The organism is Paenibacillus sp. PSB04, from assembly GCF_025809195.1.
Taxonomy (GTDB): Bacteria; Bacillota; Bacilli; order Paenibacillales; family Paenibacillaceae; genus Paenibacillus_AQ; species Paenibacillus_AQ favisporus.
In genome coordinates this window covers 1,014,265-1,036,145 of the sequence record NZ_CP081301.1, presented here as the reverse complement: position 1 = coordinate 1,036,145, position 21,881 = coordinate 1,014,265, and the positions used below count along the sequence as shown (strand labels likewise).

Sequence of the window (21,881 nt, the reverse complement as noted above, 5' to 3'; positions counted from 1 at the left end):
GTAATGGAGCCGGTGACGGAGCCGGTGGCTGCCGTAAGGCCGGAAAACCGCCGAATCAGCCTGAATCTGCTGGTGTTTGCCGGGGGAGGTGTTCTTCTGGTGATTCTGCTGGCGCTGAGCCTGACGCAAGGGGAGCTTCATATTCCGCTTCGTACGGTGTATGAGGCGATCGTTCACCCGCAGAACATCGCGGAACACCAAACCATTCGCGGCCTGCGGCTGCCCAGAGCCGTCATGGGTATTTTGGCTGGTGCCGCCCTAGCTGCGGCAGGCGCCCTGCTGCAGACGGTGACGCGGAACGCCCTGGCGGAAGCGGGAACCTTCGGCATCAATGCCGGCGCTTATTTTGCTGTGGTGCTGTGCACGATCTTTATGCCGTCCCTGATTCATGCGTCACCGCTTATCACGGCTTTGCTCGGCGGTTGCCTGGGCGCAGGGCTGTCTTACCTGCTGGCCGGGGCAAGCCGGAGCACGCCGGTCCGGATGGCGCTCTCCGGCATGATCGTGTCGCTGGTGCTCGCCTCGTTCACCGGCGCGCTTCAGCTGCTGTTTGAGAACGAGACGAATGGGCTGTTCGTCTGGGGCTCGGGTTCGCTGAACCAGAACGATTGGCACGGAGCGGCCTACAGCTGGCCGTGGGTGACCGGCGTCCTCGTTCTGGCATGGCTGTTCCGGCGCCAGCTGGACCTGCTGGAGATGGGGGACGAGACCGCCCAGGCGCTGGGCCAGCGGGTCGGGCTGGCCCGCACCGCCGCACTCGCCGCGGCGGTCCTGCTCGCCGGGGTCACCGTCAGCGTGGTGGGTCCGATCGGTTTTGTGGGGTTAATCGCCCCGCATCTCATCCGCTTGCTCGGGATGCGGCGGCATGCGCTGCTCATTCCAGGCAGCGCGTTATGGGGCGCGGTCATCCTGCTGGGTGCCGACGCCATTGCCCGGTTGTTCCGCGGCACGCTCGGGGAGCTGCCGGCGGGAGCCGTCACGGCGCTATTCGGCGCGCCGTGGCTGATCTGGCTGGCGCTGCGGGCCAGCCGCACGGCTGCGGCGGACGGCGGAGGCGGGATGAGCGCCGGCGTGCTGCATAAGCGCCCGCCGTACCCGCTGCTGCTTGCCGCCATGATGGTGCTGATCCTGCTGGCATCGGTCATCGGCATATCGGCAGGCAGCCTGCGCATCCCGCTGGGCGATACGCTCGCAGTCCTGAGCGGCGGAGGGGAGGCGATGTACCGCAATATCATCCTTGACATGCGTCTGCCCCGCCTGCTGGTATCGCTGCTGGCCGGAGCCGGTCTCGCCGTGGCCGGCGTCATGCTGCAGAGCACCGTCCGCAATCCGCTGGCGGATGCCTCGGTGGTGGGCGTCACCTCCGGCGCGGGCGTTGGGGCGCTGCTGCTGATCGTGCTCTTCCCGGCCGCCTCCAGCGGATGGCTGCCGGCTGCGGCCATCGTGGGCGCTGTGGGTGCAGCAGCCGTGGTCGGCGTGCTGTCCTGGCGGAAGGGGCTGGAGACCAGCACGCTGACGCTGGTCGGCATCGCCGTGTCGGCGGCCTGCGCCGCGGCGATCCAGTTCCTGGTCATCCGCTCCGGCATGGGGGCTGCTCCGGCGCTGGCCTGGCTGGCCGGTACCGTCTATGCCCGCGGCTGGAGCGATTTGATCAGGCTGGCGGCGCTGCTGATCGTCCTGCTTCCGGCGGCCTGGCTGATCGGCCGCCGGGCGGACCTGCTGGGATTCGGCGATGCCGTATCCCAGGGGCTTGGCCTGGCGCTGACGCGGGCCCGGCTGCTCACAGCGCTGATCGGCGTGCTCATCGCGGCCGCCGTCGTTCAGGCCGTAGGCACGGTCGGTTTCGTCGGCCTGCTGGCCCCGCACGCCGTCCGCCTGCTGACCGGGCACCATACCCGGCGTGCGGTCGTCCTGTCGGCACTGCTCGGGGGCCTGCTGATGGTCATATCCGATATCGTCGGCCGGCTGCTGATCGCCCCCAAGGAAATTCCGGTCGGTCTTGTCGCAGCGGTCATCGGAACGCCTTACCTGCTCTTTTTGATGTTCCGCTCCAACCGGCTCAGGAAATAGCCTTCCGCCCCGGCCCCCTTCGCCTCAGCTGGAATAAGCTGGGGTGAAGGGGGTGAGACGCATGACGACATCCAAGCATTATTCGGCAGCCAAGAAGTATATGAACCGCCGGGTAAAGATCAAGACGAAGTACGGAAGCACGTTCTACGGTAAGATCGTCAAGGTCAGCAGTTCCAAGGTATACCTGAAGGTTTCCTCGGTCTCGAGCAGTCCCGGAAAGGCGCATATCTCGTTTTTTCCTTTCATTCTGCCGCTCGTACTGTTTGATCTGCTGGTGATTGTGCTGGCGGACGGCCGTCACCATCATGTTCCGCATCCACACTATCCACACGGTCCGTATCCCGGCCCATACCGTCGTCTATAATCGGACTTGTTTCTGCGGCTAACAACCGTTTACACCAGGCGGATTTCGACAAAATGGCTGGTAAAAGTTATCCTTTTGTCGTAATTTCATACAAAAAATGAAGCTGCACGCATGCCGCATTAAAGCGCTCTACATCCGGCAGCTGCGGGTTTCCCGCTTTGGAAGGCCCCCGAAAGGGGGCTTTTTTATATTTCCGGCACTTGGCACTATTTCTCACTTTGATTCTGTCCCTCAGAAGTAGTACATTATTAATTGAAATCATAAGGAGGTTTCCGAATTAATGTTCTATGAAGACAATGAGAATTTGAGCATCATGACCTACACCTTGAATAGCGGCATTAAAGGAACTGTACCTTTATCCAATAAGCAGATTCAGGAATGGATCGAGTGCTATCGCACGGATGCGAAATTCATCACAGCGATCGGTAAGGAGTTTTTTGGCCTGAATCCGGAGCTGGTCGCCGATTTTAAAGTGCATAATCGGTTCTCCAATTACGCTGAACTGATCAAGCCCGTGGTTCCTTCTTCGGAGTCCGACAACACGGATCAGCTGTCGAAGGCGTACGAAGAAAACCGGGTGTACTTCAAGGTCGATTGCAAATGCGGTACGACTTACACGACCTTTTCCCAATACTACACGACCAAATGGTATTGTTCCAAGTGCAAGGAAATCGTATTTTTGGACAAGAAGAAGGGCAGAGTGCCGACCGATAAGGGCGATGCCTGGTACATGACCAATAAATACTATGTGGCACGGGACTAGCATGATTTCACGAACGAGCCTGAAGCAGGCAACATATATAGAGGAACTGAAGAATTGGACGGCTGCGCCGAAAGGTGCGGGCGTCTTTTTTGTGCTTGAAGGGCCACATTTTTTAATATTTTGTGACTAATTTCACAAAATCAACGATTTGGGCTTTGTATTGTGACATTTATCACAATATTCGGATTCAAAGTCTGCCATGATACAGGAAGAAACGATGAAGCCAAGTTATCGGAACCTGTTAGGCGGGTTTTAAGAATAACGACAGGAAAGAGGGAAGAGACGATGGATGTAGTTATGCTGTCACGTATCCAGTTTGCCGCGACGACGATTTTTCACTTTTTTTTCGTGCCGCTGTCCATTGGGCTGGTGTTCACGATCGCGATCATGGAAACGATGTATGTCGTCAAAGGCAAAGAAGAGTACAAACGAATGGCTAAATTTTGGGGGAAGCTGTTCCTGATCAACTTCGCCGTCGGCGTGGTAACAGGGATTTTGCAGGAGTTCCAGTTCGGCATGAACTGGTCGGCTTACTCCCGCTTTGTGGGTGACGTCTTCGGGGCGCCGCTGGCGATCGAAGCGCTGCTTGCGTTTTTCCTCGAATCGACGTTTATCGGGCTGTGGATTTTCGGGTGGGAGCGCTTGTCCAAAAAGGTCCACATGATCTGCATCTGGCTGGTCGCGTTCGGCACGGTGATGTCGGCGTTCTGGATTTTGGCAGCCAACTCCTTTATGCAGCGTCCGGTCGGTTATACGATCCATAACGGCCGCGCGGAGATGAACGACTTTCTAGCTTTGATTACGAACGGCCAACTGCTGCTGGAGTTCCCGCATACGATTCTGGCGGCTTTTATGACCGGGGCCTTTCTGGTCACCGGGGTCAGCGCCTACAAGCTGCTGAAGAAGCAGGATACCGCCTTTTTCAAAAAATCTTTTGCCATTGCGGTGATCATCGGGCTTGTGTCCTCGATCGGCGTGGCACTGGTGGGCCACCAGCAGGCGCAATATTTGGTGAAAACCCAGCCGATGAAAATGGCTGCGACCGAAGCGCTCTGGGAAACGAGCAGCGATCCCGCGCCGTGGACGGTCACCGCATTTATCGATACGAAAAATCAGACCAATACCGGGGAATTTCAAATTCCCTATCTGCTCAGCTTTTTGTCTTACAGCAAGTTTTCCGGCGAAGTAACGGGGATGAAGGAGCTGCAGTCCCAATATGAACAGCAGTACGGTCCCGGGGATTACATTCCTCCGGTGCGCACGACCTTCTGGAGCTTCCGCATCATGGTGGCCAGCGGCTCGCTGCTGATTGTGCTCAGCTTGTACGGTGCCTATCTTGCGGCACGCAAAAAGCTCGACAACCGCAACACCTGGTTTATGCGCCTGATGCTGTTTGCCATTTCGCTGCCGTTTATCGCCAATACGTCGGGCTGGATCATGACGGAGATTGGACGCCAGCCTTGGACCGTATTCGGGCTGATGACGACCGCCGACGGGGTGTCGCCGAGCGTCACGGCCGGCCAGGTATTGTTCTCCATCATTGCTTTTACGGCCATTTACGCCATTCTGGCGGTGGTCATGGTGTATCTGTTCGTCCGCGTCATCAAAAAAGGACCGTACGCCGACAACGCTGCTCATTCGAATGAGTCGGCCGATCCATTTGATAAGGAGGGAGTTCCGCATGCTGTCTCTCAATGAGCTGTGGTTTGTCCTTGTAGCTGTCCTGTTTATCGGATTTTTCTTTCTGGAGGGTTTTGATTTCGGTGTCGGGATGTCCACGGGCATTCTGGCCAAAAACGATACGGAGCGCCGGGTGCTGATCAATTCGATCGGCCCCTTCTGGGATGCAAATGAAGTGTGGCTGCTGACGGCCGGCGGCGCGATGTTCGCCGCATTCCCGAACTGGTACGCGACGCTGTTCAGCGGATTTTATACGCCGCTGGTGCTCCTGCTGCTCGCCCTGATCGGGCGCGGGGTGGCTTTTGAATTCCGCGGCAAGGTGCAGACCGCAGCTTGGAAAAAAACGTGGGATGTCGTCATCTTCATCGGCAGTCTGCTGCCGCCGCTGCTGCTCGGCGTCGTCTTCGCCGACCTGATCCGGGGGCTGCCGATCGACCAGGCGATGGAGATGAAAGCCGGATTCTTCGGCGACATCGTCAACCTGTATTCCGTGGTCGGCGGGCTCACCATGGTAGTGCTCTGCCTCGTGCACGGACTGATGTTTACGACGCTTCGGGTCACCGGCGACCTGCAGGTGCGGGCCCGCCGCTTGGCGGAGGTGCTGCTTGCCCCGCTGGCGGTACTGATTGCGGCGTTCGGGGCGATGACCTATTTCGAAACGGACATTTTTGAGGGCCGTGCCTTCCTGCTGACCGTCATGGGCGTGGTGATCGTCGCCGCTTACGTGCTGGCCGCCGTTTTCATCGCCAAGCGCCGTGACGGCTGGGCATTCGGCATGACGGGCGCCGTCATTGCGCTGACGATTGCTTTCTTCTTTGCCGGACTGTTCCCGAACGTCATGATCAGCTCGATCGATCAGGCGTTCAACCTGACGCTGACCAACGCCGCATCGGGTCCGTATTCCCTGAAAGTCATGACGATCGTGGCTTTATCCCTGCTGCCGTTCGTGCTTGGCTATCAGATTTGGAGCTATTTCGTCTTTCATAAACGGGTTCACGAGCAGAGCCATCTGGAGTACTGAGCACGATGGATAAGCAGCTGCTGGGTTACAAAGGGATAAAGCCCGTTTTCGCCGTCATGCTGCTCCTGACGGTTTTGCAAGGCGTCTCCATCCTGATGATGGCCAAGGGGCTGGCAGAGGCCGTGTCGGCTCTGTTCGCCGGGGCGCCGCTATCCGGTCAGACCGGCAGGATCGCGATGTTCCTGGGTGCTTTCCTGCTCCGGCACGGGCTCGGACTGCTGCAGCAGAAAATCGGCAGCGCATTTGCGGACCGCACCGCGGCCGATGTCCGGGGGCGGGTGCTGCGCAAGCTGTTCCGGCTCGGCCCGCGGTTTGCGCGAACCGAAGGCACGGGCCATCTGGTCACGCTGGCGCTCGAAGGGACGGAGAAGTTCCGCAAATACCTGGAGCTGATCCTGCCCCGGATGGCAGGCATGTCCATCATTCCTTGGCTGATTCTGGCCTACGTCTTTTTCCGTGACATCACGTCCGGCGTCATTCTGCTGGTCTCCATGCCGATCCTGATCGCCTTCATGATCCTCATCGGGCTGGCGGCCCGCAAGCAGGCCGAGAAGCAGATGGACACCTTCCGGGTGCTGTCCAACCACTTCGTCGATTCGCTGCGCGGCCTGGAGACGCTGAAGCTGCTGGGGCAGAGCCGGGAACACGGCGCATCGGTAGCCAAGGTGAGCGACCGCTACCGGACGGCGACGATGCGCACGCTGCGCGTCGCCTTCCTGTCCTCGTTCGCGCTCGACTTCTTTACGATGCTGTCGGTGGCCGTCGTCGCCGTCGGCCTTGGCCTGCGGCTTGTGAACGGCCAGCTTGAGCTGGTCACCGCGCTGACGGTGCTGATCCTGGCGCCGGAATATTTCCTGCCCGTCCGGCAGGTCGGTACGGATTTCCATGCGACGCAGGACGGCAAAGAGGCGGGTGCCGTGATGCAGTCCATCCTGGACCGGCCGGCGGGAGAGCCGGCTGATTCCGACGGAGCGCCGGGTCCGGGCGCCGATTGGCGCTGGTCGCCGTTCAGCCGGCTGACGCTGTCGGGGGTGACCGTGCAGCACCAGGCTGAGGCGTACGGTTCAGCACCGGAGACGGATGGTGCGGAAAGCGGACGGGAGGCTGGGGCTGACCGGCCTGCTGAGGGCTGTACGGATGGGTCCGGGCAGCAGCAAGGGCAGGGGCGGAACCCTCAGAGCCCTCAGAGCCCTCGTTCCTTGGATGACGTGTCCTTTGAGGTTCAGGGCATGCAGACCATCGGCATCATCGGCGCCAGCGGCGCGGGCAAATCCACGCTGATCGACGTGCTGGGCGGGTTCCTCGCACCCGATGCAGGCGAGATTTGCCTGAACGGGACGCCGGTCGGTTCGCTGGCCGGTGAAGCGTGGCGCAGCCAGATCACCTATATCCCGCAGCATCCGTATCTGTTCAGCTGCTCCCTGCTGGACAACATCCGGTTCTACTCGCCGGAGGCGTCCCGGGAGGAGGCGCTGCAGGCTGTGGAAGCTGCCGGCCTTGCCGGGCTGGTCCGCAGTCTGCCGGGTGGCCTGGATGAGCCGATCGGCGAGGGTGGACGCCAGCTGAGCGGCGGGCAGGCGCAGCGCGTGGCGCTCGCCAGAGCTTTTCTGAGCGACCGGCCGATTATTTTGCTGGATGAGCCGACGGCCCATCTCGATATTGAAACCGAGTATGAACTGAAGCAAACGATGCTGCGCCTGTTCCGGGGCAAGCTTGTTTTTCTGGCCACCCACCGCCTGCACTGGATGCCCGATATGGACCGTGTATTGGTGATGGACCACGGCAGAATCGTAGAGGAGGGCACCCATTCGGGGCTGCTCGGCAAGGGCGGGGCGTATGACGCTTTGATTCGATCGCAAATGGAGGGAGTAAGGTGAGAAAAGAAGGATGGATTGTACCGTACATCCGGGCCCACTGGGGACGCTGCCTGCTGATTATCGGGCTTGGCAGTCTCGCGCTACTGTTCGCGGCAGGCCTGATGTTCACCTCCGGACTGCTGATCTCCAAATCGGCGCTGCGCCCGGAGAACATTCTGATGGTGTACGTGCCGATCGTGCTCGTCCGCACGTTCGGCATCGGGCGGGCCGTCCTGTTCTATGCCGAGCGGCTGGCGGGCCATGATACGGTCCTTCGGATCGTATCCTCCATGCGCGAGCGGCTGTACCGGATCTTGGAGCCGCAGGCGCTCTGGATCCAGTCGCGGTTTCGCGCCGGAGACGTATTGGGCGTGCTGTCCGCCGACATCGAGCATCTGCAGGATGTGTATTTGCGGACCGTGTTTCCCGGAGCGTCGGCGCTGGTCATGTACGCGGCAGCCGCAGCGGCGGTGGGCCGCTGGGATCTTCGCTTTGCCCTGGTCCTGGCGCTGTATATGTTCATCCTTATCGGCATTCTGCCGTGGCTATCCCTGCTGATGACCAAGGCCAAAACGAAGCTGGCCAAAACACAGAAAGCCGGCATGTACCGGCATTTGACCGATGCTGTGCTGGGTATGGGCGACTGGGTGATCAGCGGCCGGGAGGCCCAGTTTCTGGCGGCATACGAGGCGAAGGCCGGGGAAGCTGCCCGAACGGATGCGAAGCTCCGCGCCTGGGTACGCTTCAGACAATTGGCCGGCCAGTGCGTTGTCGGCCTGATCCTGCTGGCGGTGCTGGTCTGGGCGGCAGGAATGTATGCCGACGGGAAGCTGCCTGCCGTGCTGATCGCGGCCTTTGTGCTGGTCGTGTTCCCGGTGACGGATGCCCTGCTCCCGGTCTCGGAAGCCGTGGAGCATCTTCCCCGCTACCGGGATTCCCTGCGGCGGCTCTCGGATTTGGAAGGGGAGGAGTCTAACGTGAATGGATACGGAAACGGACAGGTGAGCGGGGATCAAGCCGCAGCAATGGCCGGCGGCGCCGTTCATATTCGGGTGGAACGCGCCGGCTTTCGCTATGAAGGCGATCCGTCCTGGACACTTCGGGATATATCCCTCGATATTCCGCAGGGCAAAAAGGTCGCCATCATCGGCCGCAGCGGTGCGGGCAAATCGACCCTGCTTAAGCTGCTGGAAGGGGCGCTTCCCCCCAGCGAAGGCGAGGTCACGCTGAACGGCGTTCCGGCCGCGGCGATCGGAGAGCATATGCCCCATATCGTTTCCGTGCTGAACCAGAATCCGCATCTGTTCGATACGAGCGTGGCCAACAATATCCGGCTCGGCAGCCAGGACGCCGGCGAGGAGGATATCGTGCGGGCCGCCCGGCAGGTGAAGCTGGACCGGCTGATCGAATCGCTGCCGGACCGCTACCATACCCGGATGCACGAGACCGGTCAGCGGTTCTCCGGAGGCGAGCGCCAGCGGATCGCTTTGGCCCGGATTTGGCTGCGGAACAACCCGGTGGTCCTGCTGGACGAACCGACGGTTGGCCTGGACCCCCGGACAGAGAATGAGCTGATCCGGATCATGCTCGATTCGCTGCAGGGGAAGTCGCTGATCTGGGTGACGCATCATTTGGCCGGAGCGGAGCACATGGACGAAATCGTGTTTATGGAGGACGGCAGGATCGTGATGCGCGGCAGCCATGCGGAGCTGATGGAGAACGAGCCCCGCTACCGCAGCTTGTACCAGCTGGACCGGCCGGAGGCGCTGCTGATCAAGGCCAATTAAACGGCTGTGGAAGGCTCGCCATGCATAAAAGAACCGGATTGGTGCATCCTACCACTTGGGCAGTTTTTTTGCAATTAAAGGAGGTGCACCCGGACATGACGAATCACAACGATCAAGAGCCTAGCAAATACGAAGTCCAAAGAACCGAGCTGAACAAAATGCCGGTACCGGACAAACAAAGAGAAGAGTTCGCCAAAGAAATGGTGAAGGACGCTAAAGAAGCGTTCAGCCAGCAGCCAACCCAGGATAACGAATAATCGGCCCTCGGGCTTTGGCCAAAAGACCATTTTCCATTTATAGCAGCGATATGACGTCGGGACGCCTTAAGGAGATCGTGAAGATCGGGGGCGTCCCGCCTGTTTTTGCGCAAAATACTTGACTGCACGTTCAAGAAAATGTTATCCTCACATCATGATCAAGAAAGGGGCGTTTACGGTATGGGCAGACATAAGGAATTCGACCAGGAGAAAGCCATCGACCAGGCGCTGGACCTGTTCTGGGAGAAGGGCTACGAGAGCACCTCAATCCAGGATTTGTGCGATCATCTCGGGATTCACCGGGGCAGCCTGTACGATACGTTCGGCGACAAGCATGAGCTGTTTTTGGCCTGCCTGGACCGTTTCAGCGCAAGGACGGACGAGAATTACAACTATATTTTAAAAGAGGACAGCGACTCGCCCAAGGAGCAGCTGGAGCGTTATTTTTCCAGAGTGATGGACGTTTCACTGAGTAACGCGGCCCGTGGGCGCGGCTGCCTCATGACGAACACGACCCTGGGAGCGGTAGCTTATGTCCCGAACGTCGCCAGCCGGATCGATGCGCATTATATGCATACAGAAGGGCTGCTGTTCAGCTTCTTGATGCGGGCGCAAAACAAAGGGCTGGTGCGAAGCAAGCAAAGTCTGCGCCAGCTGGCCCGTTTTTTGAACGGCGTCAAGCAGGGCGTCCATGTCATGGCCCGGACGACGGCTGATCGCGGCGTACTGGAGGATATTTGTGCCGTCGCGGTGTCTACGGTTTTTTAAAGATAAATAGAAATGGGGAAGTTTTCAGCGAGTCTGGACCCTATTTTTTTGAGATTTTCTTGAACGATCGTTCAGATAAATGCAGTTACAGCACCGGCTGCTTCTCCCTTTTGTAGGGAGGAGGCCGATTTTTAACCCTTTTTCTTGAACGAACATTCCAATAAAAGTGAGGGTAATCATATGAAACGCATGCTTTGGATCATTTTAATGATGTCGATCGGGGCGACGTTTACGTCCCCGTTATTTCCGCTCTATCAGGAGCGTTACCATCTAAGCAGCCTGCAGATCACGATTTTGTTTGCGGTATACGCCTTGTTCCTGCTGCCGTCACTGCTGGTCTCCGGATCCCGGGGAAGCGGTTGGGGGCTCAAGCGGGTGCTCCGGATCAGCATATGGATCTCCATTCTTGCCACTCTGGTATTTATGGGCAGTCAGCAGGCATGGCTCGTGTATGCCGCAAGGATTCTGGAGGGGATCGCTTACGGGACGTTTACCGGTACCGCGGTGGCGTTTCTGCTGAAGCAGACGCCGGGTGATAAAATCCCGCTGGCCATCACCTTATCGGGTATAACGGTCTCGGTCGGATTCGGTCTCGGTCCGGCTTTGACGGGACTGGTCATTCAGTATCTGCACTTGATGCCGCTGCGCGTTCCTTTCTGGCTGTTGACGGCATTATTGGTGACCGCGTGGATGGCTCTGGAAACGTTAAAGGATGCCGATTTTCTGGCTCAAAAAGGCAAGCCGAAAGCGGCACCTGCACCGATATCGCTGGGAGTGCCGTCCGAGATCAGCCCGCATTTCTGGTCGTTCAGCGCCCTGCCGATCTTTACGCTGTTTACGCTGAATGGTATTATTTTGTCCCTGATTCCTTCTTTTGTGAAAAGCGTGCTCCATTCATCCAACTTGTCCGTCTCCGGCCTGCTGATCCTGCTGCTGCTTGGAGGAGGGGCCCTGCTGCAATTGTTGCCGCTGGCGAGCGAACCGGTTACCCGTCTTCGGCTTGGCATCGCGCTGCTGTCGATCGGGGCATGGCTGGTCGTCTTCTCAGGATCCACCGGAAGCATCGTTCTGCTGTGGATCGGGGTACTGGTTCAAGCCCTTGGCAGCGGCTGGACGTTCCAAATCAGCTTGCGTCTGGCTGGTGAGCTGCCGCACGCCGAGGCTCGGTCAAAGGTCATCACGACCTTTTACCTTGCCGGCTATGCCGGGTTTATCGTACCGGTTGTCGGCACCGGCGTGTTGACGTACTTTTTCGATCTGCATGTGTCGCTCGTGGTGCTGAACACGCTGGCCTCGCTGTTGGTGCTGTATATGCTCGGTTATTCCGTCCGCTTCCGGCGTTATTACGCCGCGAGAAAGCAGGAGGAAATCCGGCTGGCACGCTCCAAAGCCAAACCTGCCGCCGCTGGGGCAGACCGAGGGGCAATGACAAGCTGAGGGGAGTATGGTGAGAGAAATAAAAAAAGTCGAGTAGGCCAGGAAGATTCCTGACCTTAACTCGACTTTTTTTTCTATCTCTAACTATTCCTTCGGATGAATCATTTCCTCCGGACGCACGACCGCGTCGAACTGCTCTTCGGTGAGCAGGTTGCTCTTCAGGGCCGCTTCTTTCAGCGTCAGGCCTTCCTTGTGTGCCAGCTTGGCGACCGCGGCGGCGTTTTCGTAGCCGATGTGCGGATTGAGTGCCGTCACGAGCATGAGCGACTGATTCAGGTTGCGCTCGATGACTGCGCGGTTTGGTTCGATGCCCACGGCGCAATGATCGTTGAATGAGCGCATGGCGTCGCCCAGCAGGCGGGCGGACTGCAGGAAGTTATAGATGATGACCGGCTTGAACACGTTCAGCTCGAAATTGCCTTGGCTCGCCGCGAAGCCGATCGCTGCATCGTTGCCCATAACCTGGCAGACGACCATCGTCAGTGCTTCGCTCTGCGTCGGGTTGACCTTGCCCGGCATGATGGAGCTGCCCGGTTCATTGGCCGGGATCGTCAGCTCGCCGATGCCGCAGCGCGGACCGCTGGCCAGCCAGCGCACGTCGTTGGCGATTTTCATGAGATCTGCGGCAAGCGCTTTCAGCGCGCCGTGAACATAGACGATCTCGTCATGGCTCGTGAGCGCGTGGAAATTGTTTTCTGCCGATGTGAACGTTTTGCCGGTCAGCTTGCTGATATTGGCTGCCGTCATCTCGCCGAACTTCGGATGGGCGTTAATCCCGGTTCCTACCGCGGTCCCGCCGATCGCCAGCTCGCGCAGGGACTCCAGGCTGCTGCGGATCATGCCTTCGCTTTTCTCCAGCATCCGGTGCCATCCGCTGATTTCCTGGCCCAAGGTCAGCGGAGTCGCGTCCTGAAGGTGGGTCCGGCCAATCTTGATAATATCCATAAACTGCTCGCTCTTCGCCCGGAAAGTCTCCTTCAGCTTCACCAGGGAAGGCAGGACTTGATCCTCCACGGCGATCAGGGCGGCAATATGCATAGCGGTCGGGAAGGTGTCATTGGAGCTTTGCGACTTGTTGACGTCATCGTTCGGGTGGATACGCTGGTCGCTGCCTTGTTCCTGAAGCAGCTGGTTCCCCCGGTTGGCGATGACCTCGTTTACGTTCATGTTGGACTGGGTGCCGCTTCCGGTCTGCCATACGGCGAGCGGAAAATGATCGTTCAGTTTGCCGGCAATCACTTCGTCGGCCGCTGCGACGATAGCGTCGGCTTTTTCTGCATTCAGCTTGCCGAGCTCTTTATTGGCGAGAGCTGCGCTTTTCTTGAGGATGGCGAATTCACGAATCAGCTCAAGGGGCATTTTCTCCGTGCCGATTTCAAAATTTTCAAAGCTGCGCTGGGTTTGCGCCGCCCAAAGCTTGTCCGCCGGAACCTTGATCTCGCCGATGGTGTCTTTCTCAATTCTGAATTCCAATTGTGTTTCCTCCTTCTCCACTTCTATGAAAAATAGGTCTTCCTGATATGAAATATATCATAATCCGGGGACCAGGAGAAAACAGATTTCACCCGAAGCCAGTTTGGACCTGTCCGGCCCCAATCCGCATGCCTCTTCGTAAAGATGAAATACATTTTACAAACTCCGCCATCCCGTTTAACAATCGGCTCCTATAATGGGGACATGCTAGAATCCTTTAAAGGAGTGAATGATGAATGAAACGCAGTAAACGTCTGGTTCAAACCGCTTTCTGCCTGAGCGCGGCGGCAAGTTTAATTTTTACGGGCTCGGTCAGCGCCCAAGGAAACTCGAAAGCTCCATCGCCCAATGTGGGCAAAGCTAAAAACGTGATCCTGTTTGTCGGTGACGGCATGGGCACCGCAGCTCGCGATGCCATCCGTCTGAGCACGGTTGGCGTTAACGGCAAGCTGCAAATGGACGATATGCCATATGTTGGACTTCTTCGTACCCATTCCACAACTACGGTCACCGACTCCGCTGCAGCGGCAACGGCGATTGCCAGCGGCGTGAAGACTTACAATGGAGCCGTCGGCGTGGACGCCAACAAAAAACCGGTCAAAACGCTGCTTGAAATCGCCAAGGAGAAAGGCAAATCTACGGGCCTGGTGACGACGAGCCAAATTACCGACGCAACGCCTGCGGCATTCGCATCGCATGTGGAGGACCGCTCGAAGCAAAGCGATATTGCCAAGCAATACTTGGAGAAAAAAGTAGACGTCCTGCTGGGCGGCGGTGAGGATTTCTGGTACCCGCAAGGTACGCCGGGGCCGCATCCGGACCAGCCTGCTGAAGATCCGTCGGAAGGCAGCAAGGGCACTCAGGGCAACCTGGTTGAGAAAGCCAAGCAGCTCGGATATCAATTTGTAACGAACAAAGAAGAGCTGAGCAAAGCGAAGAACGGCAGAATTCTCGGCCTGTTCGCCAATGAAGAAATGTTCCAGCAAAGAGAGGAAGGACAAGGCGACCTGTACAACCCGACGGTACCGCTTGTGGATATGACGAAAAAGGCGCTCGATACCCTCTCTACGAATAAAAAGGGCTTTTTCCTGATGGTGGAGGAAGAAGGTACGGACGAAATGGCGCATGAAAATAACGCCAAGCTGACGATCAAAGCCGGCCAGGAGCTGGATAAAGCGGTAGGCGTCGCCAAGGAATTCGCGAAAAAGCATCCTGACACGCTGGTGCTTGTGCTGGCCGACCATGAGACAGGCGGCCTGACGATCGAAGAGCCGGATGACAAGGACGAGACCGGAGACGGCATCTCGAAGGAAGACGGTCCGTTCGCCATCGCGAACTCGAAGAATCAGTTCTATGTGGACTGGACGACTTCCGGCCATTCCGGCGTGGACGTGCCACTGACGGCTACGGGCAGCGGAGCCGAGCTGTTTGCAGGCGTCTACGAAAACACGTATGTGCATGATGCCATTTTGAAAGCTTGGGGAATCAAGAAGTAACGAATCGTTAAAAGGAATCATAAATCTATTGTTTCAAAGCCGCAGTTTGCAGGATGGCGAAAGTCCCTGCAGCTGCGGTTTTTTGGTATTTCGGGGCCCGCCATAATGTACATAAGATGTCACCTCCAGGGGATGATAACAGAGTTCGACCAATACGGTGGAGGGAATCATTTATGGCACAGAATCAAGGCTCCCAGACGAAAGAAAAGAAACTGAAATGGTGGCAGCTGTCGCTCCTTGGGGTGGCCTGCACGGTCGGTACGGGTTTTTTCCTGGGCTCTCATATTGCGATCGAGATCGGCGGCCCTTCCGCGGTCGTTGCGTACGCCCTGGCGGCGTTCGGGGCCTACCTGGTCTATGACAAGCTGTCTCAAATGACAGCGGAGGATCCGATGGAGGGCTCGTTCCGCTCTTACGCCAAGAAGGCTTTCGGCCGGTGGGCAGGGTTCAGCAGCGGCTGGGTGTACTGGTCGTCGGAGCTGCTTATTATGGGGAGCCAATTAACGGCGCTTGCCTTGTTTTCGCGCTTTTGGTTTCCGCAGGTTCCGATGTGGTGCTTTGCGGCGGGGTACGGTGTTCTCGGGCTCCTTATTATTTGGATTGGAACCAAGGGATTCGAGCGAATGGAGAACATTTTTGCCGTGCTAAAAATTGCGGCGATCTTTATGTTTATGGTCATCGCCATTCTGGCGGTATCCGGCGTACTCCCGACCAAAGCTCACGGTCCCGCCTTTCCACGGGATTGGGTACCGGGCGGGCTCACAGGATTTTGGGCGGCGCTCATTTTTGCTTTTTACGGATACGGGGGTCTGGAAGCGTTAGGTCTGATGACCATGAGGCTGAAGGAGCCCAAAGACGCGCCGAAGGCTGGCAAAGTGATGCTGCTGCTGTTAGTGTCCATTTATGTCATTTCCATCGGACTGGCGCTTATTCTCGAGCCATGGAAATCCTATGCCGCCGAGGAGAGCCCGTTTGTGGTGGCTCTTGTCGATTATAAGCTTCCGTTTGTGCCGCATTTGTTTAATGCGGTCCTCATTATTGCCGGCTTCTCGACGATGACGGCCTCGCTGTTTGCGGTGACGACGATGATCGTTACGCTGGCCAGCGATGGGGACGCACCGCCCTTTTTCATTAAGGGCAAGAAGAAGGAAGGCAAAAAGCCCCTGCCGGCCATCGGTCTGACGGCTGTGGGGCTCCTCGCTTCCGTGGTATCCGCTCTGCTGATGCCGAAAAGCGTATATGAGTACATTACGACGGCTGCGGGCATGATGCTGCTGTATAACTGGATGTTTATTCTCGTCACGTCCGGCAAGCTGCTGGAGCTGACCGGATGGGGCAAAGCCAAGAGGTATATCGGCATGGCGCTGATCGCCTTGACACTGATCGGAACGCTGTTTCATAAAATCAGCCGTCCCGGTTTTTTCATCAGTCTCGGATTTATCGTCGTGATCGGTTGTGTTACGCTGGTCATGCGCCATTTCTGGAACAAGACTGATGGGCCGAAGAAGAGCTCGTACGATACCGAAGAGCAAGCAGAGTCTGGCCCGAGGACGATCAGGACCCGAACAAAATTCGGTATGCCTCGTATCCGAAGTAGAGGCCGAATCCGATAAGCGAAATGCCGGAAATGACCGAAATCGCGCTGACCAGGCGCTGCGTAAGCACCCGCCGGAACATGCTGGCTAAGATTGCCATCAGCACATCCCACAGCAGGAGGCCGGCCATGATGGCGCAGCTGTACAAGAACACCTCTTTGGCTTCGTACTTGGCGATCATGTCGGCGAGAACCGACCCGTAAATCCCCATCCAGAACAGGATAGACAGCGGGTTAGAGATGGACATGATAAAGCCGGCGCTGAAGGATTTCACATGCGATTCATTACTGCTGCGGGTTTCCATACCCGCTTTTCCTGCGGTCAGGAGGCTTTCTACGCCGATATAAGTCAGGATAAAGAAGCCGAACAGCAGCAGAAACGTTTTCATAAAAGGGATGTTAAGAAAATGAATGACCCCGAAATACACAAGCAGCATAAAAATTCCGTCGGCCACCATGGCCCCGAGGCCCACCAGCCACGCGTGTAAAAAGCCTCCGCGCAGCCCGCGGTCCATCTGTGCCGCATTGATGGGACCAATCGGAGCGGCCAGGGAAAGGCCAAGCAGGAAATGGCTGATCCATACACTCATTCAAAGAGAACCCCCTTCATCGGTCTGTCGCATTGTTACATCCTATGAGAGGGGCTCTGCTTGTACGACTAAAAAAGCAAATCTTGTCCGAAAAATAAAAGAGCCGTTATCCCATGCGGGATAGCGGCTTTGTATATGTACCCCGATCATGAGGCCCAATATCTTGGTGCTGCGCTTTGGGTCTAGAAGCTTAGGGCTGCTTGGCCGGGCTCGCGGACCGTTTGCCTTTGCGCGCCCGGCGCAGGAAGAGGGAAAAGAACAAGGCGGCGATGGCGAACCAGGTCGCCACGATAAAGGCGTCGTTGATGCCGTTGATGCTTGCATTCGACGACACCAGCCCCAGCACCGACTGCAGTGCCAGCGATACGCCGGTCTCGGCGGGAACCCCTGCGGTGGTGGCAACCTCCTGCCCAAGTGCAGCGATATCCTGCATGATGAACGGATTGTCTTCGTTGTAGAGCGTGGACGATTCCGCGATGTGAAAAGTGGTCCGCGTCGACATCACCGTCACCAGCAGCGCGGTCCCGATCGACCCGGCCACCTGCCGCATCGTATTGGACATCGCGGTTCCGTGGCTTCCGAGGTAGTAGGGAAGCTGGTTGAGTCCCTCGGTCTGTACCGACATCATGATCAGCGACATGCCGAAGCTGCGAATCGTGTAGAGCATCATCAGATGCGAATACGACGTAGCGTCGGTCAACCGGCTGAATTCAAAGGTCATGACCGCAGTGATAAGCAGCCCGATAATGGCCAGGGGCCGTGCGCCGATTTTATCGAAAATCGCTCCCGAGATCGGGGACATGATCCCCATCAGGATCGCCCCTGGCAGAAGGAGCAGGCCGGACTGGAGCGGGGTGAACCCGCGGATATTTTGCAGGTAAATCGGAAGCAGCAGCATCGCTCCGAACATCGTCATGTTGACGAGGCCGCCGACGACCGTCGAAACCGAGAAGATGTCGTACTTAAACACGCGGAAATCGAGCATCGGTGATTCCATGTTCAGCTCGCGCACGATAAACAGGATGATAAATATGGCGCCAACAATCAGCGAGCCAAGCACCGTAAAGCTGGTCCAGCCCTTGTCTCCGGCGGAGCTGAATCCGTACAGCAGGATCCCGAAGCCCAGGGTAGAGAAGACGACGCCCCAGAAGTCGAATTTCGGTTTGGTCAGGCGGTTGATGTTTTTCAGCCACTTCAGGGCGAACAGTATATCAAGAACGGCCAGCGGAATGACCATGAAAAACAGGATGCGCCACGTATAGTGCTCCACGATCCATCCCGATAACGTCGGTCCGATCGCCGGTGCGAACATCATGGCAATCCCCATCATGCCCATCGCGGTCCCGCGTTTTTCGGGCGGGAAAACCGTCAGGAACACGTTCATCACGACGGGCATAATGATCCCCGCCCCGCTGGCCTGTACAACGCGGCCGAACAGCATCAGCGGAAAGTTGGTGCTGACGGCGCAGAGCACCGCACCGATGGTGAATAGGCTCATGGCCGTAATAAAGAGCACCCGGGTCCCGTAGGACTCAATCAGAAAAGCCGTGACCGGAACGAGCACGCCGTTCACCAGCATGTAGGCGGTGGACAGCCACTGCACCGTCGTTGCGGACACGTTGAAATCGTTCATCAGGTGGGGGATCGCCACGTTCAGCAGCGTCTGGTTCAGGATGGAGACGAACGCCCCGAGCATGAGTACCGTCAACGTCCGCCCCAAGTGTATATTTTCCATTAGACAAGCCCCCTAAATATGGATTCGGACAGTCGCATTCATGCCTGGAACGAGCCCGAGGCCTTTATATCCTTCAATGGTTACGACGATAGGGATGACTTGCGTCACTTTGGTGTAGTTGGCGTTGGAATTCGTCGTTGGAAACAGCGAAAACGTAGACGCGGTAGCCAGTCCGATTTGATCGATCTTGCCGGTTAGCGTTGTATCCGGAAAAGCATCAACGTACACGTCGACGGTTTGGCCAACCTTGATTTTATCCAGCTTGGTTTCTTCAATATTGGCTGTAACCCACAGGTTGTTCAGGTTGAAGGCTCTTGCCAGCGAAGTTCCCGGGGATACAAAAGAATTGGGAACCGCTGTTTGCTGAACAATGGTGGAGTTCACAGGGAACGTAATATCGACCCGGGTACCTCCGGAAGTTACGCTTCCTACGACATCGCCGGAATTGTAATATTTACCGACGGATCCGTTCCAGGTCGTAAGCTTGCCGGCCGCTGGTGCGGTGATGGATACCCCCTGTCCGGTGACTTGGGCGTTGTCGGTTTTAATGTAGTTGGACGTCTGGTTGTAGTAATAAATGGCCGCGCCGCCCAGGACGAGCACAATGATGACGACTACAACGTTGACCAGCAGTGCACGCGAGTTCATAAAAGCATGATCCCTCCTAAAGTTGCTTCCTAGTTATCGATTGAAAACAGATATCCAAGAGCATCTCCTAATTGCCCCATTCATATTCAGCAGAGGAATTTCCCGGATCACTGCTAGGATAAAGGAACGCTGCCCTGGGGATAAATAAGAAATCCAGTTGATGAAAGGGGAGTTATGCATGAAAGTGTACGTGGTTTACGACAGCGAAAACGGCCACACGGAAGCCTTGGCGCGTTCCGTATGGGAAGGGGCTAAGGGCGTAGACGGAGCTGAGGCAGAGATCGCTCACGTCAATGAAGCGGACATTTATAAACTGGAGGATATGGACGCCATCGTATGGGGATGTCCGGGGCATTTTGGAACCATCAGCTCAGGACTCAAAAATTGGATTGACCGGCTCGGCTACCTGTGGGCGCAGGGCAAACTGGTCAACAAAGTAGGGGCCGTATTCTGCACGACAGCAACCGTGCATGGAGGGGTGGAATCCACCATGATCAACCTGCTGACGCCGATGCTTCACAACGGCATGATCGTTGTCGGTCTTCCCGGAAACATACCGGAGAATGCCCTGTACGGATCGTATTACGGCGTGGGTGTGACGTGTCCCGTGGAGCTTTCGGATGACGATCCCAAAAACCTGCCCGGCGAAAACGACCTCGCCCTGGGCCGAGCATTAGGCAAGCGCGTAGCCGAATTGGCCGGACGATTCTCCTCGGCAGCAAGGTAAGGTACAGGCTATGATTATCGCCTTTATCGTTCTGGCTGTCCTCGCCCTGGTTTTTCTTTTTATTTACAATGCCCGGATGTCCAAGAAAACGGCGAAAAAAAAGGATGCTCCGGAATCCGTCCCAAACAACCCAGAGGCGGCGGAGCCAGCCGCTCATCTTGAACCTGTGAAGGCGGCGGAACCGCTGCCGGCAACCACCGGACGGGTGACCTCTGAACCGGTAAGAAGACCCGAGCCGGTGCCGGTGACAACCCGGAGGCCGCAGGCTGCGGAGCAGCAGGGCGACCGGGCTTACCGCGATGCTCTCCGGCAGTTCGCCGGAGGCACGCCGGCCAAGGAGGAGGAGCCGCCGGCGCCAAAGCCGGACTACAGTACGGACAACGCCTACCGGGAAGCGCTGCGGTCGATGGCGAAGAACAAAAAGTAGCAGGATCCTGCAGTACAGCGAACAGCCGCTTTCGGTGATGGACCGAAGGGGCTGTTTTTGCGTGACCGAAAGGAACGGACGCAGAACCGCCATTGTATGCCGTGCTGCGGAATGTTATTTTATACATATCCAATAATCGCCTAAGACCGGGAGGGAAAGATCACCATCATGTTCACCGCCGTATGGGTCGCCATCATCTGCCTGGCCGTGATCGTTTTACTGCTGGCCGCGGCAAGTGCTTATTTTTATAATGTGGGCATCAAGCGCAGCACGAAGGAGTTTTTGGAAGCCGATCCGGCGCTGGTCAAAGAAGAGCACCCCTGGGAGCTTGAGGAGGAGTGGCTCCGCAGCCAGCCTGTAGAGACGTTGGAACTGACGTCCTCGGACGGAATTGCCCTCAAAGGATATTTCATCCCCGCAGCGACGCCTGCCCGCCAAACCGCCATCGTCGTGCACGGCTATTCCAGCCAGGGCCGGGAAATGGGGGCTTTTGCTAAGCTGTACCATGAGATGGGCATGAACGTGCTAATGCCGGATAACCGGGGGCACGGCCAAAGCGGAGGGAATTACATCGGGTTTGGATGGCCGGACCGCAGGGATATTATGCGGTGGATCGGCACGGTCATTGACCGCAGCGGACCCGGGGCGGAAATCATACTGCACGGCGTATCCATGGGCGGAGCGACGGTGCTGATGGTAAGCGGGGAGGAGCTCCCGGGGCAGGTGAAGTGCATCGTATCGGACTGTGCCTACACGTCAGTGCGTGACATTTTGACCCATCAACTCAAGCAGATGTATAAGCTCCCGCCATTTCCGCTGCTGCCGGCAACCAGCCTGATGTGCAAGCTGCGGGCAGGATACTCCTTCGGAGAAGCCTCAGCGTTGAAGCAGGTCGCCGTGACGAAGCTCCCGATTCTGTTTATTCACGGGGACCGCGATACCTTTGTCCCATACGCCATGCTGCACCGTCTTGTGGATGCCGCGGCAGGGGATAAGGAAGTCTATGTGGTTCAGGGGGCTTCGCATGCGAACGCTTATTTTGTGGACAAAAAAGAGTACGAACGCAAGATACGCCAATTTATTGGGCGTTATATCCGGTTAGGGAAGGGGACGGAAAAGGAAATGATTCCCGAATCGGAGCCGCAGGCTGTTCTGACCCCCGTGGAGGGTTAAATCCTGACCTGACAA

At 57.4% G+C, this 21,881-nt stretch carries 19 protein-coding genes; 15 read left to right on the top strand and 4 right to left on the bottom strand.

What is annotated here, in order from left to right; all coding sequences use genetic code 11:
* Positions 1–3: 3 nt before the first annotated feature.
* The 10 genes from K2F33_RS05155 (at position 4) to K2F33_RS05110 (ending at position 12,003) form a co-directional block, all read left to right on the top strand.
* Entirely contained in the window at positions 4–2,070 is a 2,067-nt protein-coding gene (locus K2F33_RS05155) for an iron ABC transporter permease (RefSeq protein WP_263881163.1), read from the top strand.
* Positions 2,071–2,131: 61 nt separating this feature from the next.
* The gene (locus K2F33_RS05150; RefSeq protein WP_076171949.1) at positions 2,132–2,434 is read left to right on the top strand and encodes a hypothetical protein; all 303 of its coding nucleotides are present in this window, start codon (positions 2,132–2,134) and stop codon (positions 2,432–2,434) included.
* Positions 2,435–2,714: 280 nt separating this feature from the next.
* On the top strand, positions 2,715–3,197 hold the full coding sequence (locus K2F33_RS05145) for a hypothetical protein (RefSeq protein ID WP_076171947.1): 483 nt from the start codon (positions 2,715–2,717) through the stop codon (positions 3,195–3,197).
* Positions 3,198–3,482: 285 nt separating this feature from the next.
* Positions 3,483–4,895 (top strand): cytochrome ubiquinol oxidase subunit I, encoded by a 1,413-nt coding sequence (locus K2F33_RS05140; protein ID WP_145027913.1) that lies wholly within the window; start codon positions 3,483–3,485, stop codon positions 4,893–4,895.
* Positions 4,879–5,898: a cytochrome d ubiquinol oxidase subunit II gene (cydB, locus tag K2F33_RS05135; RefSeq protein WP_076171943.1), complete on the top strand. Its 1,020-nt coding sequence runs from the start codon at positions 4,879–4,881 to the stop codon at positions 5,896–5,898. Before K2F33_RS05140 ends, cydB begins: the two co-directional genes overlap by 17 nt.
* 5 nt (positions 5,899–5,903) lie before the next feature.
* Positions 5,904–7,775 (top strand): ABC transporter ATP-binding protein/permease, encoded by a 1,872-nt coding sequence (locus K2F33_RS05130; protein WP_263881162.1) that lies wholly within the window; start codon positions 5,904–5,906, stop codon positions 7,773–7,775.
* A complete protein-coding gene (gene cydC, locus K2F33_RS05125) occupies positions 7,772–9,541 on the top strand; it encodes a thiol reductant ABC exporter subunit CydC (RefSeq protein ID WP_263881161.1) in 1,770 nt (589 codons plus the stop codon). The genes K2F33_RS05130 and cydC overlap by 4 nt, the downstream gene beginning before the upstream one ends.
* Positions 9,542–9,636: 95 nt before the next feature.
* Positions 9,637–9,798 carry a hypothetical protein gene (locus K2F33_RS05120; protein ID WP_163881934.1) on the top strand — a complete coding sequence of 54 codons (162 nt, stop codon included), beginning with the start codon at positions 9,637–9,639 and terminating at the stop codon, positions 9,796–9,798.
* 180 nt (positions 9,799–9,978) lie between these two features.
* Positions 9,979–10,566 (top strand): TetR/AcrR family transcriptional regulator, encoded by a 588-nt coding sequence (locus K2F33_RS05115; RefSeq protein ID WP_076171937.1) that lies wholly within the window; start codon positions 9,979–9,981, stop codon positions 10,564–10,566.
* 180 nt (positions 10,567–10,746) lie between these two features.
* Positions 10,747–12,003, top strand: coding sequence for an MFS transporter (locus K2F33_RS05110; RefSeq protein WP_084203966.1), 1,257 nt, complete (start codon positions 10,747–10,749; stop codon positions 12,001–12,003).
* A gap of 84 nt (positions 12,004–12,087) precedes the next feature.
* Here the strand turns inward: K2F33_RS05110 and fumC are convergent, their stop codons facing one another.
* Positions 12,088–13,476, bottom strand: a complete 1,389-nt coding sequence (gene fumC, locus K2F33_RS05105) for a class II fumarate hydratase (RefSeq protein ID WP_263881159.1) — start codon at positions 13,474–13,476, stop codon at positions 12,088–12,090.
* A gap of 236 nt (positions 13,477–13,712) precedes the next feature.
* Here fumC and K2F33_RS05100 point away from each other — a divergent pair, with 236 nt between their 5' ends.
* Positions 13,713–14,972, top strand: a complete 1,260-nt coding sequence (locus K2F33_RS05100; protein ID WP_263881158.1) for an alkaline phosphatase — start codon at positions 13,713–13,715, stop codon at positions 14,970–14,972.
* A gap of 173 nt (positions 14,973–15,145) precedes the next feature.
* The gene (locus K2F33_RS05095; RefSeq protein WP_263881157.1) at positions 15,146–16,585 is read left to right on the top strand and encodes an amino acid permease; all 1,440 of its coding nucleotides are present in this window, start codon (positions 15,146–15,148) and stop codon (positions 16,583–16,585) included.
* Here the strand turns inward: K2F33_RS05095 and K2F33_RS05090 are convergent.
* The 3 genes from K2F33_RS05090 to K2F33_RS05080 form a co-directional block, all read right to left on the bottom strand.
* Positions 16,527–17,156 (bottom strand): LysE family translocator, encoded by a 630-nt coding sequence (locus K2F33_RS05090; RefSeq protein WP_263881156.1) that lies wholly within the window; start codon positions 17,154–17,156, stop codon positions 16,527–16,529. The two genes, K2F33_RS05095 and K2F33_RS05090, sit on opposite strands and share 59 nt — an antisense overlap.
* A 190-nt stretch (positions 17,157–17,346) precedes the next feature.
* Positions 17,347–18,891, bottom strand: coding sequence for a DHA2 family efflux MFS transporter permease subunit (locus tag K2F33_RS05085; protein WP_263881155.1), 1,545 nt, complete (start codon positions 18,889–18,891; stop codon positions 17,347–17,349).
* Between the two features lie 12 nt (positions 18,892–18,903).
* Positions 18,904–19,539, bottom strand: a complete 636-nt coding sequence (locus K2F33_RS05080) for an HlyD family secretion protein (RefSeq protein ID WP_116233405.1) — start codon at positions 19,537–19,539, stop codon at positions 18,904–18,906.
* 178 nt (positions 19,540–19,717) lie between these two features.
* Between K2F33_RS05080 and K2F33_RS05075 the strand changes: the two genes are divergently transcribed.
* The 3 genes from K2F33_RS05075 (at position 19,718) to K2F33_RS05065 (ending at position 21,866) form a co-directional block, all read left to right on the top strand.
* Positions 19,718–20,266, top strand: coding sequence for an NAD(P)H-dependent oxidoreductase (locus K2F33_RS05075; RefSeq protein ID WP_076171918.1), 549 nt, complete (start codon positions 19,718–19,720; stop codon positions 20,264–20,266).
* A gap of 10 nt (positions 20,267–20,276) precedes the next feature.
* Positions 20,277–20,693, top strand: a complete 417-nt coding sequence (locus K2F33_RS05070) for a hypothetical protein (RefSeq protein ID WP_263881154.1) — start codon at positions 20,277–20,279, stop codon at positions 20,691–20,693.
* Between the two features lie 168 nt (positions 20,694–20,861).
* Positions 20,862–21,866: an alpha/beta hydrolase gene (locus K2F33_RS05065; protein WP_263881152.1), complete on the top strand. Its 1,005-nt coding sequence runs from the start codon at positions 20,862–20,864 to the stop codon at positions 21,864–21,866.
* Positions 21,867–21,881 lie beyond the last annotated feature (15 nt).